Source organism: Fibrobacter sp. UBA4309 (genome assembly GCF_002395745.1).
Taxonomy (GTDB): domain Bacteria; phylum Fibrobacterota; class Fibrobacteria; order Fibrobacterales; family Fibrobacteraceae; genus Fibrobacter.
The window spans coordinates 1-12999 of the sequence record NZ_DGUN01000070.1 but is presented as its reverse complement, the minus strand read 5'-3'; the positions used below and the strand labels follow the sequence as shown (position 1 = coordinate 12999).

At 56.2% G+C, this 12999-nt stretch carries 9 protein-coding genes; 4 read left to right on the top strand and 5 right to left on the bottom strand.

What is annotated here, in order from left to right:
• The 3 genes from B3M32_RS09855 to B3M32_RS09845 all read left to right on the top strand — a co-directional run.
• On the top strand, nucleotides 1-1474 hold a 1474-nt coding region (locus tag B3M32_RS09855), incomplete at its 5' end, for a carbohydrate-binding protein (RefSeq protein ID WP_290746116.1).
• 150 nt (nucleotides 1475-1624) lie between these two features.
• Nucleotides 1625-4294, top strand: coding sequence for a hypothetical protein (locus B3M32_RS09850; RefSeq protein ID WP_290746113.1), 2670 nt, complete (start codon nucleotides 1625-1627; stop codon nucleotides 4292-4294).
• Nucleotides 4295-4335: 41 nt separating this feature from the next.
• Nucleotides 4336-6108, top strand: a complete 1773-nt coding sequence (locus tag B3M32_RS09845) for an Ig-like domain-containing protein (RefSeq protein WP_290746110.1) — start codon at nucleotides 4336-4338, stop codon at nucleotides 6106-6108.
• Nucleotides 6109-6122: 14 nt separating this feature from the next.
• Here B3M32_RS09845 and B3M32_RS09840 read toward each other — a convergent pair whose 3' ends face one another.
• Nucleotides 6123-7175 carry a hypothetical protein gene (locus B3M32_RS09840; protein ID WP_290746107.1) on the bottom strand — a complete coding sequence of 351 codons (1053 nt, stop codon included), beginning with the start codon at nucleotides 7173-7175 and terminating at the stop codon, nucleotides 6123-6125.
• A 16-nt stretch (nucleotides 7176-7191) separates the two neighbouring features.
• The gene (locus B3M32_RS09835; RefSeq protein ID WP_290746103.1) at nucleotides 7192-8661 is read right to left on the bottom strand and encodes a PP2C family protein-serine/threonine phosphatase; all 1470 of its coding nucleotides are present in this window, start codon (nucleotides 8659-8661) and stop codon (nucleotides 7192-7194) included.
• A gap of 106 nt (nucleotides 8662-8767) precedes the next feature.
• On the opposite strand from B3M32_RS09835, the gene B3M32_RS09830 reads away from it, so the two are divergent.
• A complete protein-coding gene (locus B3M32_RS09830; protein ID WP_290746100.1) occupies nucleotides 8768-9442 on the top strand; it encodes an FISUMP domain-containing protein in 675 nt (224 codons plus the stop codon).
• Here the strand turns inward: B3M32_RS09830 and B3M32_RS09825 are convergent.
• The 3 genes from B3M32_RS09825 to B3M32_RS09815 form a co-directional block, all read right to left on the bottom strand.
• Nucleotides 9432-10952 (bottom strand): bifunctional indole-3-glycerol phosphate synthase/phosphoribosylanthranilate isomerase, encoded by a 1521-nt coding sequence (locus B3M32_RS09825; protein ID WP_290746097.1) that lies wholly within the window; start codon nucleotides 10950-10952, stop codon nucleotides 9432-9434. The genes B3M32_RS09830 and B3M32_RS09825 overlap by 11 nt on opposite strands.
• 40 nt (nucleotides 10953-10992) lie before the next feature.
• Nucleotides 10993-12588: a bifunctional anthranilate synthase component II/anthranilate phosphoribosyltransferase gene (locus tag B3M32_RS09820; RefSeq protein ID WP_290746094.1), complete on the bottom strand. Its 1596-nt coding sequence runs from the start codon at nucleotides 12586-12588 to the stop codon at nucleotides 10993-10995.
• A 109-nt stretch (nucleotides 12589-12697) separates the two neighbouring features.
• A partial coding sequence (locus B3M32_RS09815) for a chorismate-binding protein (protein ID WP_290746091.1) occupies nucleotides 12698-12999 on the bottom strand: 302 nt, incomplete at its 5' end.

Below are 12999 nucleotides of genomic sequence, written 5' to 3'. Positions count from 1 at the left end.
CTGGGATGGTGACCTGCTTGACGAACTTTTGGACAATACGACCATCAGCAAGTGGGACCATGCAAAGCAACAGAGCAATACGCTTTTCCAGATGCAGGGCAACAGCTGCAATACCACCAAGGCGACACCGAATTTCAGCGGTGACATTCTGGGCGACTGGCGCGAGGAAGTCATCTTGCACGATGGAGCCTCCAAGCTTTACATTTACACGACGACCACGCCTACCGAACATCGCATGTACACGCTTGCGCACGATCCGGTTTATCGCAATGGCATGAGCTGGCAGAATACCGCCTACAACCAGCCGCCGCATCTGGGTTTTTGGCTGCATGGCAACAAGGGCAAGTTCCCGAAGCCGGACATTGTGCTGATAGGCGACAACACGCCGAAGGCGGCCGCGATTGTCAAGCAGGGCGCAGGTAGTTCGAGCCAGGTGATTGTGAAGGGTGATTCGATTGTCCCGTTCACCTTCGCGATCCAGCATGCGGATGGGGCGAATGTTGACGGGCTCCCGGCAGGCGTGACGGCCGTGTGGAATGCGACGACATCATCGCTCTATTTTAGCGGGACTCCCGTTGTCGAGGGCGAGTTTACCTATACGATTACGACGAAAGGCGGGAATGCTGACTTTGGCGAAGCGACTCGCAACGGAAAATTCACCATCCTGAGTGTCGTGGAATCGGGACCTGCTCCTCTTATGGTTCGGAGCGATATCGAGGCGGCGGTACCGACCGATGCAAAGGGAGCCTTTGCCGACAACCACGAGAATTTCCGCGGCACGGGATTCTACGATTTCGAAAACAGTCTCGATAGCTACGGCATTTACCACCTGGTTTCGCCGAAGGAATACAAGAATGCAACAATGGTGCTGCGCTACGCCCACGGCAAAACGGATACGCGTCGCATTATGGTGAAGATGAATGAAGACCTGGTCGGTTCGCTGACGTTCAAGCCCACTGCCGATTGGGATACCTGGGATAGCGTCTCGGTGGGTGTTTCGCTCCAGAAGGGGTTGAATGTGCTTTATCTGAAATCGCTGGAAGAGGCGGGTGCACCGAACATCGATCAGATCGGTTTTGATGTCGAAGGCGTGGTGCTTTTTGAGGATTCAACGCAACTCTCAGCGATAGACACCTTGAGCGCTGAAGTCGCGGGAGACTCTTCGGGAACGACGGGACTTACCCGTGGCGATTACACCGCAGAAGACGACTTTGCGGGTAACATTCGCATTGCTGCCGGAATACACCTGAATCTTGCAGATGGTACGCTGATTGCCCGCGAATCGGGGTATGCCCAGGTGGATTTCTTTGACATGACTGGCCACCAGGTGGCGCGCCTTGCAAGAAATGTTCCGGCAGGAGCGTCTGACTTGTCCCGAGAAATCAGGGCTCTCCCCGAAGGCGTCTACATGGTCCGTGTCAAGTTCAATGGTCGCACGATGCAGAATGCGGTGCAGGTAAGAGTAGAACGGTAGTTTCCTAACTAAACGATACGTCCCGGCGGAAGCCGGGGCGTTTTTTTGCACCACAGGTGCCCGCCGTAGTCCGCGGACAACTGGAAATTTTTTTTACCCTACCCCCGGAGCAAATTCGAGGGTATTTTTGTGGGCAGAAAGGAGTTATGTATGGGATGTTTGAACTCTATTCGCGTATTGGGCCTCTCGGCGGCGCTTGCCTTTGCCGCATCGCCCGTCATCAAGGTCGATTTTGACATGAGCGGCCGCAATTCGAGCGAGGTTACGGAACCGAATTACGTGCCCTGGGTGGTTTCGGGTGTCGCTTCGAAAGATACGACGCTTTCGGGCGTGAAGGTGCATGTCGCCGGAAGCGCGAACCTCAAGGCCAACTGGTACAAGGCCGGGGTGCAGTCCCCGAGCTATGCGCGCCTTGTGTGCGACGGCGTGATGGTCGAAAATGGCGGGAACATCACTCTTACCTTCTCGAATCTTGCGGCAGGGACGCACAGCCTCCTTTTGTACCTGAACAATGTTGATGGAACGGTGGCGAGTAACAGCATCGATGTCTACGTGAACAACTCGAAGCAGGCGTCGGTCAAGCCCACGAATCGTGCGCTCTCAACAGGCGAGGCGGCGATTGCCTACGTGACTTTTAATGTAAGCGGTACGGGTGCCTCGACCGCGATAAAGTTGAATACGGGCACGGTTACCCTGAACGGCTTTGAACTGAATGTGCCCAATGCGGCGGCACAGGCTACAAGCCCTTCTCCGACGGATTTGGATTATCACGCTCCGCACGAAAGCGGGGCGCTGACGCTTTCGTGGACGGCGGCGAAGTCGGCCGTAAAGCATCGCGTCTATTTCGGGACGGATTCGGCGGCTGTGCTTGCGGCAACGCCCTCGAGCACTGCGGTTTACAAGGGTGAACAATCCGGCAGTTCGTATAAGGTGAGCGGTACGACTCCGCTCCAGACATACTACTGGCGCGTAGATGAGGTCGATGCGAACGGAACGGTCACGGCAGGGAATATCTGGTCTTTCAAGCCTGGGCGTTTAGCGTTTGATGGTGCCGAAGGTTATGGCCGCAACGCCCTGGGTGGCCGCGGCGGCAAGGTAGTGTACGTGACGAACCTGAACGATGACGGTGCAGGCTCCTTGCGCGAGGCGTGCACGGCAGAAATTGGCCCGCGTACCATCGTGTTCAAGGTGTCGGGAATGATCCAGCTGAAATCGCGCCTGGTCTGCAATCAGGATTACGTGACGATTGCGGGGCAGACGGCTCCCGGCAAGGGAATTACCATCAAGAGCGCCCCCATCGGGTTCACGGGCAAGGATATGGTTATCCGCTTCATGCGCGTGCGCCTGGGTTACGGTGCCACCTACGACGGCATGGGGCTCACTGGCGGCGACCACAGCATATTGGACCATGCAAGCATCAGCTGGACGATTGACGAAGCCTTCAGTAGCCGAGGTGGCAAGAACCTTACGCTGCAGCGCACACTGATTTCGGAGGCGCTGAACATTGCGGACCACCAGAATTACCCTGTCGGGACGGGACACGGGTATGCGGCGACTATCGGCGGCGATATCGGCAGTTTCCACCACAACCTGCTTGCGCATAATGCGGGCCGCAACTGGAGCCTGGGCGGTGGCCTCGACGGGAACGGCTACTACGCGGGTCGCCTTGACATATTCAACAACGTTGTCTATAACTGGGTGAGCCGCGTGACCGATGGCGGTGCGCACGAGGTGAACTTCGTGGGCAATTACTACAAGGAGGGCGCCGCCACTACCTTGCACGGCTATACATTGCGTGCGCAGTTCGAAGGTACGGGCAAAGGTTCGCAGGCGTATTACTACCACAACAATATTCTCGAGGCTGCGGGCGGCAAGTTCACCTGCGACGGCACCAACGACAATTGCGGTCGCGAGTATTCGCTTTCTGGCGGGCAGGTGCTGGATTGGGAACCCTGGAACAGCAAGCCTTTCTTTGCCTCGTATGCGACTGTCCAGAGTGCGAAGGCCGCCTACAAGGATGTGCTGAGCGATGTGGGCCAGCGCATGCCGGTACTTGACAATCACGATACCCGCGTGATAAACGAGACCAAGAACGGATCCTATAGCATGAAGGGTTCCGTGGGCGGCATGGCGGGCATTCCCGACCGCGAAACCGACGTGAAGGATACGGCGAACATCAAGGGTTGGGAACCGTATCCGAGTGTGAGCTGGGCGGACGATTACGATAGTGATTTCGATGGACTTCCCGACTGGTGGGAAAATATGTACGGGTACAATCCGAAGTCGAAGAGCGGTGACTTTAGCGAAGCGAACAGGGACCGCCTGGGCGATGGCTGGACGGAACTGGAGCGCTACCTGGAATGGATGGCCCGCGCGCACTACACCTTCGCGAAGGGCGAAACCCAAGTGATAGACCTTTCGCAGTTTACCCGCGGTTACGACGGCGGGACCTACACCGTGTCGGCCCCGAGCGGCGTGACGGCGACCGTGAGCGGTTCCAGGTTGACGGTGAAACTCGCCGACAGCTTTGCGGGTGCGGGCTACGTGCAATTTACACTGAAGGACAACGCGGGCGATACCTTTAGCCGCTACATCGGCGTGACGCAGGGACTTGCCGTGAACGCTTCGCAGGGCGGACAAGACGAAAACGACACGACATCTGTTGTCGCGGGCGATACGACTGCGACAGGAGATTCCACGACAACATCGTTAAGGCTGCGTGCGCAGAGAAAGTATGTAAATGGCCTTGGACGCATTTACGACACGCAGGGACGCCTCTTGAAGCAGCGAAAACATAGGGGTTTTTACCTGACGCGATAAATTTTTAGTATAATAAGATGAAAGGATGGTCGATTATGGGAATGTTTGGTACAAAAACGGCAGTTTCGGCGCTTTGCCTAACAGTGTTTGGTTTTGTCGGGGCAGGTGCCGAGCCGCTGGCTTTCCCGGAGGCGCTTGGCTTCGGTGCGCAGGTTACGGGTGGCCGTGGCGGCAGCGTTTACCACGTGACGAACCTGAACGACGACGGCGCGGGTTCCTTCCGCGATGCGGTGAGCCAGGGCAACCGTATTGTGGTCTTTGACGTGGGTGGCGTCATCAACATCAAGACGGCGGTTTCTATCAAGAGTAACATTACCATCGCGGGGCAGACGGCCCCGGGCGAGGGAATCGCCATTCACGGCGGCAAGCTCAGTACCGGCAAGCAGAGCAATATCATCATCCGCTATCTGCGAATCCGTCCGGGCGAAAATACCGCGTCCGAGAAGGATGATGCGCTCAACCTTTACGATTCCAAGAACGTAATTGTGGACCACTGCTCGGTGGAACTTGCACCGTGGAACAACTTCGGCGGTTCTTCGGACAATGCAAGCTACCGCGTTACGGGCATTACGGTGCAGAACTCGCTGATTGCAAACCCCATCGGGCAGCAGTTCGGTGCGCACATTGAGTCGGTGGATGGCACTTGGGCTTGGTACTACAACGCCTTCGTGAACACGCACAACCGTAACCCGCTTGACAAGATTAACGACGTGTTCGTGAACAACATCCTCTACAACTTCGAGGCGGGCTACACGACACATACGAGCGCGCATTTCAATCACGATATCGTGAATAATTACTTTGTCTATGGCCCGAAGGGGAGTAACCCGTGGTTCCAGGTAGACAAGAACCAGAGCATCTACGCGAGCGGCAACATGATCGACACGGACCGCGACGGAAAACTGAACGGCGGGCCTTCAAGCATTTACTACTACCAGGGTGTGGGCGAGGAACTTTCGAAACCTTGGAGCGAACTTACGACGAGCGGCCCAATGCTCAATGCGGCTAGCGCTTGGCGCTACGTGACGTCACAGAGCGGCGTGCTCCCGTACGACGACATTGATTCCCTGATATGGCACCAGGTGGGGACACTTGGGAAGGAAGGAGCCCTGGTGAAAAGCGTTGGCGCCATGGGAATCAAAATCAATAACGGCTGGGGAGAGGTGATTGCGGGGAAGGCCGCGACCGATTCCGACAAGGACGGCATGCCGGATTACTTCGAAGAGGCGATGGGTTATGACAAGTCAAAAGACGATGCCATGACCAAGGAAAGCGATGGCTACGTGCGCATCGAGAAGTATATCAACTGGCTGGGAGCCATGCATGCGACGGCTGCGGGCGGCAAGTCCATCGATTTTGACCTGCGCACGATTACGCGCGGGTTCAAGGATGTATCGCCGACCTACAGCGTGTCTGCTGCGGAGAATGGAACCGTGGAACTTGCGGGTGACGGCTATACGGCAAAGTTTGCGCCCAAGGCGAATTTCAGCGGACTTGCCTCGTTCAAGTATACCGTGAAGGGGAATGACGGTACCGAATATACGGGCCGCGTCGAGGTGCTTGTGGAAAAATCTGCCGGCGCGGGCACGGATACTTCGACTGTGCAGCCGCAGGACACGACTGCGCGCGATACCTCCGCGACCGACACGACGTCCATTGTCGCGGGCGATTCTACGGCGAAGGATTCGACAACCGTGATACGGGACCTTCGTCGTGCACGCCCTGCCGATATGCGCGGGGCGACGCATAAAAACTACCGCGACCTGAAGGGCCGCCGTTTCGACAGGCAAATCCCTTACAGGGTAATGTTCTAGGTGCGGTTCCTTTTCTATTCGCCGTAACTGTATGGGGCGCGCACGTTGATGACCAGGCTGTCGGTCTTGAACGAGCCCTGGTTCCCGAGACGGAACGTTGCTTGCCATATGTTCAAGAAACTAGCGTCGCGGTAGGCCTTGTCGGCTTCGTAGTTGTTCTTGATGCGCGAAGTCGAGAACATGTCGGCGATGGCGACGTCTTGGGGTAGGTCGGTCGCCGTGAAGTGCAGGCAGGCTATGTCTTTCTGCTCCCATCTTCTAGGGAGGACGTAGAGCGTGTCCCCGTCGCATTTCTCGGGTGATTCGGCCATGTAGAAAGGGCAGTCATTGTTCTTGAGGGCCTCGCGCCGGGTAGAATCGTCCATCCATGCGGGGCACGAGACGCATTTGTAGGCAGTGTCGAGATCGTAGTCGTATTCGTAGCTTGCGATAGAACATCTCTCGATGGTTTCGAACTCGGTGCCGCTTGGCAGTTGCGACCTGTCGAAGTTCGTGTCGAGCGTGTAGCCCTCTAGCGTGTTAAGCCCCTCGGGGAACGAGAAGTAGGCCGTATCGTGGTCGCCGGCAGAAACCTTATGGTATATCTTTGCGTACAAATTAAGGTCTATGTCAAACTTTTTCTCTTCGCCTTTTATGTCGACGAGGGTGAAACGTAAATGGTTGTCGCCGTCGGGGTCGATGCTCATGCCATAATTGTAATGCCTGTTGTAGTAATCAAAAGGCGGCATGTTTATAATGGAATCGCTGTCGCCTACCTTGATGTTCGTGACGCATGTGGGGTGTACCGAATCCGCGCTCTCGTTCTCGAGCAGTTTGCAATCGAGTGTTTCCAGGTACACGCTCGTGATGGTGTCAAATGCGATGAACGAAATCTGGAGTGTCGTCGGACGGTGCAACATTTCGGCTGCGGGGAGGCAAACATGGTCTTCGCAGTAGTTGTAGACCGGGTCCATTCCCAAAAAGCGGCCTTCATCGTCTACGAGAATGAAGTCCCCGTTGGAGTCGCAGGCCCCGAGAGTGATGGCGGCGATTGCGGCCGCTGAAAATATGGCGATGTTCTTGCGCATGTTTGAAAATTGACAATTAGGCACCCTTGTATAAGATGGCTAGCATCGTCAGGTCGTCGCTTTGTTCTGCGCCGCAAACGAATTGCGCTACGGCCTGCTTCATGCTGTCGAGCAGTTGCTGCGGTGTCGTAAATCCCGGTTCGGGCGCGTCGCCGATGGTGCTGATGATGCTCGGGAACCCGAAAAGTTTCTTTTCTTCGTTCATTGCTTCGGTCAGGCCGTCGGTATAGAGCATAATCATGTCGCCGGGTATAACGGAGGTTTCGACGTCCTGGTATTTCGCTTCTTCCATGATGCCGATAGGAATATTGGATTTTGCTTCTACCTGGCGGGTTTTCTTGCCTGTGATGATAAGGGGCCTGTCGTGGCCGGCGTTGCTGTAACTCAATTTCCCTGTGGCGAGGTCAAGGATGCCGACGAACAGCGTGGAGAACATCCCGGTGCTGTTCCCGCGGCTTGCGATGGCGTTCATGTCGCGCACAATGTTGGCAGGGCTATCTTCTTTGGAAGCAACCGTACGGAAAACGGCTTGTGTCATGGACATCACCAATGCAGCGGGGATTCCCTTGCCGCAAACATCGCCGATGTTGAAGAACAGCTTGTTGTCGCGTATAAAGTAATCGTAGAAGTCGCCGCCGACTTGCTTGGCGGGAACCTGGCTGCCCACGACTTCGACATTCTTATTTTCGGGCATCGCTGTCGGCAGCATTGCCGTTTGAATGCGGTTGGCGATGCCGAGCTCGCGGTTGATGAATTCCTTTTCGGCGTTGACTTCGTTGAGGCGGCTGACGCTGTGGATGCTGCGGTAGATGATGAAGGCGAGAACCAAAAGGCCGAATATATGGAGGATAATGACGGGGAGCAGCAAACGCTGCTGGTTGCCGTAGAGCTGGGATGCTAGCGCCGAAAGTTCCAGCATGGGGATATCGGCACCGATGACGGCGATGACTTCGCCTGCGCTATTGTGCACGGGACGAGAGAACGTGGACATTAGGACTTCGTAGTAACGGCTCATGTAGGGCTCGCTCCAGAATCCGTTGCCATGAAGACCTTCGCGGTACCAGCTCCGTTCGGTGAAGTCGAAATCGATGATGGTGTCCACTACTTTATGGTGCTCTTCGTCCCTGTAAGTGAAGTATCCGTTGCGGACATTGTCGCTCCCGACGCGATAGACGAAATCGATGCCGACAATCTCGGGGTGCCTTGCGACAATGTCCTGTAGCGCCTTGTGCAGGGAATCCTCTTGGTCGTTTTCCACTAGCCGTTCAACCTCGGGAAGGACGTCTGCAAGGGCACTCTCGGCAATCTTTTTTACTTCGGCGGTCCGGTTCGTGGCGCTCAGGTCGCGACGAGCCATTTCTTGAATTTGCGAGCCGATGGAGCTGCGCATCGAGATGTACTGAACGGCGGTCGTCAATTCCAACAGCAATGCTGCGACAATGAGTACCGTGATGCTTCGAATTTTTGCCTGTCGAGATGTTGCCATGTGTCGGTTCTTATACTTGTCCCTTTTTCAGGGATTTTTTTGAAAATAAATATAATAACAGACTGAAAAAAGATTTGCTATATTGAAAAACAACAGGGGGTACCACATGAATTATATCTATAAGACTCTATTTTTGGCCGCAATGTTGGCTTTTGTGGCTTGCGACGATTCCAGTTCCGCTTCGGGCGAAGATGATTCCTGCACCGAGGCGGCCGCGGTAGCGTGTCCTGCAACGCTTGAACCGAATACCATTTGCGATGCCCGTGACGGCAAGGTCTATAAGGTGACGACTATCGGTACGCAGACCTGGATGGCCGAAAACCTCAATTATTTCTCTTGCAAGATCAAGAATGGTAGCTGGTGTTATGACGGCAAGGAATCTAATTGCGATACGTACGGCCGCCTCTACACCTGGACTGCGGCGATGAATATCGACGACTCCTTCCTGAAATCGTATGCGAATTTGTCTGGAACCCAGCGAGGTAACTGCCCGGATGGTTTCCATGTCCCTGGTGACGACGAATGGCAGGCTCTGTATGATGTCGGCGTTCTCGATGGTGCCGATGACATGGGATTCGGAGTGCTTTATTCCGGAAGATATTACTTTAACAAATTCGTGGACATGGGCAGGGAGGCTTATTTCTGGACTTCGAAAGAAGACAAGTCGGAATTTGGCGGCCCCCGTAATGTCGAAATCTGGACGGTAAGCGAAACGTTCGGTGTCGGTGGCGGTTCCGTCTTCAAGGAAGACGGTCAGTCCGTCCGTTGCGTTAAAGACTAGTTACTGCGCTGAACAGCGCTCGCATTTTCTCGGGATCCTTGATTCCCGGAGTTGCTTCGACTCCGCTCGAAACGTCGATGAGTTCCGGCTGGAACTTCTTGCAAATTGCAGTGATGTTTTCGGGCGTGATGCCGCCTGCAAGCCAAAGCGGGATGTCGCCTGCTTTTTCTCGCAGTAAGGATTCGGGAATCTGTTTGCCGGTACCGCCGGGAATGCCTTCGACTTTCGCATCTAGCAAGACGCGCGGCTCTCCGTTCTTGCGGAGGCTATCAACCTGCTCGAAGTCGGAAGCTTCGCCCATGCGGGCTGCGCAGTAGTGGGCGAGGGAGGTGTTGGTGGCAGACGGCGCGATTCCGTGGAACTGCACGGCGTCGAGGATGCCTTCACGGGCGAGCTTGATGGCGGTTTGCCCTTCGGGAGAATCCGGGTCGGTGATGACGCCCACGAAGAGGGGAGTGCTTTCGGGCGAGCGCGTTGCACGAATTTCTGCGACAAAAGTGCGCACGAATTTTTCGTTCGTGAGGCGCTTTGTGGTGCTGAATACGAAACCGAGCATGTCAGCTCCGAGTTCGGTGGCGAGCATGCCATCTTCTTCGCGCGTGATGCCGCAGATTTTTATGAGCGGACGGCTCGCGTGAGAGATGCGGAGGGCATCGCGACATTCAGCGTATTTTTTCCAGAACTTGCCTCGGGCGTTTTCACACCCGCTTTCGAATGCACCAACCACTTCTTTGGCGAGCGTCGGGTTCTTCGCGACGGCTTCGCCTACGAGGATTCCCGTAAAGCCGAGGCTGCGCGCATAGTCGGCGTCGGGCGGCGTGTGGATGCCCGATTCAAAGACGGCCTTCGCCGGGAGGTTGTTGCGGACGCCCGCGGGCACTAGCGGGTCCGTGTGGAACGTGGCGAGGTCGCGCGAGTTGACGCCTGCGACAATCGTCTTTGCCGCCGCATCGCCGAGGGCATCCGTTACGATTTGCAGTTTGCGGAAGTCGTCGGTTTCGCGGACTTCTACGAACGCCTGCATGTCAAAAGACTGTGCTCGCCTTGCCATCTTGACGAGCTGCTCGTCATCCAGGATGCGCGCAATCAAAAGAACGGCATCGGCCCCGCAACGGTAGGCGATATCGATTTCGTCTTCGTACAGCAAGAAATCCTTGCGGAGCACGGCGCAGGCATGCAGTCCCTGCTGACGGCGCTTTTCCATCAGGTCTGCAACCGCAATCAAGTCGCGGAGCGAGCCTTTGAAGAAATTGCCTTCGGTCAGCACCGAAACCGCCTGGGCATGCGCTTCGGCGTAAGTCGTCGCGAGCCCAATCGGGTCCAAGTCCGGAGCGATATCGCCCTTCGATGGCGATGCGCGCTTGACTTCGAGAATCGCACCCGCATTGCCGAGAAATTCCGTATGGCCTACGCGGCGCTTTTCCGGAATGTCGATGCCAAAGTTAAGCCCAAGCCGTTCGATGTCGGCTTTGCGCATCCGCACTATCTTCGCAAGAATATCTTCACTCATTTTGCTGCCATTGTCATCCCCGCGAAGGCGGGGATCTCTGTTACGAATTTGTTTCGACCTTGACTTCTTCAATCTTTTTCAGGACCGAGCCGTCTTCCATCGCCTTCATGGCCTTGTCGAAGCCTTCCTTGATGCTGGCTGCCTTCTTGCTGATGTAGAGGGCGGCACCGGCGTTCAGGGCGCAGGCGTACTTGATGCCCGGGCGGCCCTTGCCGTTCAGCACGTCGAGAGCGAGGTTGAAGTTGTCGACACCCGTACCGCCGGCGAGGTCTTCGGGATCCACGGAGGGGATGCCGAAGTCCTTGGGGTCGATGCGGTAAGTCTTGTACTCGCCATCTTCCAGGATTTCGGCGATGGTCGTCGGCACGCAGGGCGAAATTTCGTCGTAGCCGTCGTCACTGATGGCGACCATCACGCGCTTGGCGCCGAGGGCCTTCGCCGCCTTGGTAAACGGTTCCAGCACGGTCGTGCTATAGACACCGAGCATCAGGTACTTGGCTTCGGCCGGGTTCGTGAGGGGGCCGAGCAGGTTCATGATGGTCTTCACGCCGAGAACGCCGCGAACCGGGCCCGCAAAGCGCATGGCACTGTGGTAGACAGGCGCCATCAGGAACACAAAGTTCGTCTTGTCGATGACGGAAGCTGCCTTTTCGGGAACCATGTCGAGCTTGAAGCCTGCAGCCGTATAGAAGTCGGCGGCGCCGGACTTACTGGAAACCGCGCGGTTGCCGTGCTTAGCAATCTTTGCGCCACAGCTTGCAGCGATAAGGCCGGAGAGCGAGCTCACGTTGAAGCTGCCCTTGCCGTCGCCACCGGTACCCACGATGTCCGTGAGTTCGTCGCCGCTGTAGGGGAACTTGCGCTTCTTGCTGCTGAGTACCTTCGCGCAGCCGGCGATTTCATCGGCAACAGGGCCCTTGCTGGAAAGTGCGGTAAGGATAGCGGCCATCTGGCGTTCATCCATGATGCCGTCGGTCAAGTCTTCCATGAACATTTCGGCGGTTTCGCGGGTCAAGTCCTTGCCTTCGGTAAGCGTGTTCAAGATTCCGCGCACGTCAAGCGGTTCGCGACGGTAGTTGAGGAACGCCTTGAAGAATTCGTCGGCGCGGCCGCTCGCGATAGATTCCGGGTGGAATTGCACGCCTTCAATCGGGAGCGTCTTGTGGCGGATGCCCATGATGTCGCCGTCGGTAGCGCGGGCGGTCACTTCGAAGTCCGGAGAGAGTGTCGCTTCGTCAACAACCAGGCTGTGGTAACGCGTGAAGATGTTCTTCTTGCCGATGGTGCGGAAGAGGCCCTTGCCGTCCAGGTCGATTTCTTCGGCGATGCCGTGCTTGATGAACTTGGCCTGCACAATCTTTGCGCCGAAGGCGTAACCGATGGCCTGGTGACCGAGGCACACGCCCAAAATCGGGAGCTTGCCCGCAAAGTGCTTGATGGCTTCCACGGAAATGCCGGCGTCTTCGGGACGGCCCGGGCCCGGACTCACGATGAGGCGGCTCGGGGAGAGCTTTTCGATGTCGGCGACGGTGCATTCGCGGCTACGGAGCACGCGGATTTCTTCGTTAGTGATTTTTGCAAGCGCCTGGTAGACGTTGTAAGTAAAAGAGTCGTAGTTGTCTATGATGATAATCATTTTTTTATCCGCATTTTTAAATGTTTGTTACTCGGGGTTTGACTAGATTCCGGGTCAAGCCCGGAATGACGTTTTTACGTCATGGCGGACCTGATCCGCCATCTAACTTTTAATTTTCCCCCTCCAATACGGCTCTGATTGCTCCGAGCTTTTCGTTCGTTTCTTCAAATTCGCGGTCGGCGTTGCTGGCCGCGACAATGCCACCACCGGCCTGCAGGCTGATGGTCTTGCCCTGCTTGAGGCAGCAACGGATAGCGATGCAGAAATCCAGGTCGCCATCAGATTCCATGTAGCCAACCGCACCAGCGTAGAAGCGACGCTTGACCTTTTCGAGGCCAGAAAGGATTTCAATCGCGCTGATTTTCGGGGCGCCGCTCACCGTCCCTGCCGGGAAGCTGGAGCGCAGCACTT

Coding starts and splice junctions, on each gene's coding strand:
- B3M32_RS09825 (WP_290746097.1), bottom strand. CDS start 10,952: ATGAGTGAAGATATTCTTGCGAAGATAGTGCGGATGCGCAAAGCCGAC.
- B3M32_RS09830 (WP_290746100.1), top strand. CDS start 8,768: ATGAATTATATCTATAAGACTCTATTTTTGGCCGCAATGTTGGCTTTT.
- B3M32_RS09840 (WP_290746107.1), bottom strand. CDS start 7,175: ATGCGCAAGAACATCGCCATATTTTCAGCGGCCGCAATCGCCGCCATC.
- B3M32_RS09850 (WP_290746113.1), top strand. CDS start 1,625: ATGGGATGTTTGAACTCTATTCGCGTATTGGGCCTCTCGGCGGCGCTT.
- B3M32_RS09820 (WP_290746094.1), bottom strand. CDS start 12,588: ATGATTATCATCATAGACAACTACGACTCTTTTACTTACAACGTCTAC.
- B3M32_RS09845 (WP_290746110.1), top strand. CDS start 4,336: ATGTTTGGTACAAAAACGGCAGTTTCGGCGCTTTGCCTAACAGTGTTT.
- B3M32_RS09835 (WP_290746103.1), bottom strand. CDS start 8,661: ATGGCAACATCTCGACAGGCAAAAATTCGAAGCATCACGGTACTCATT.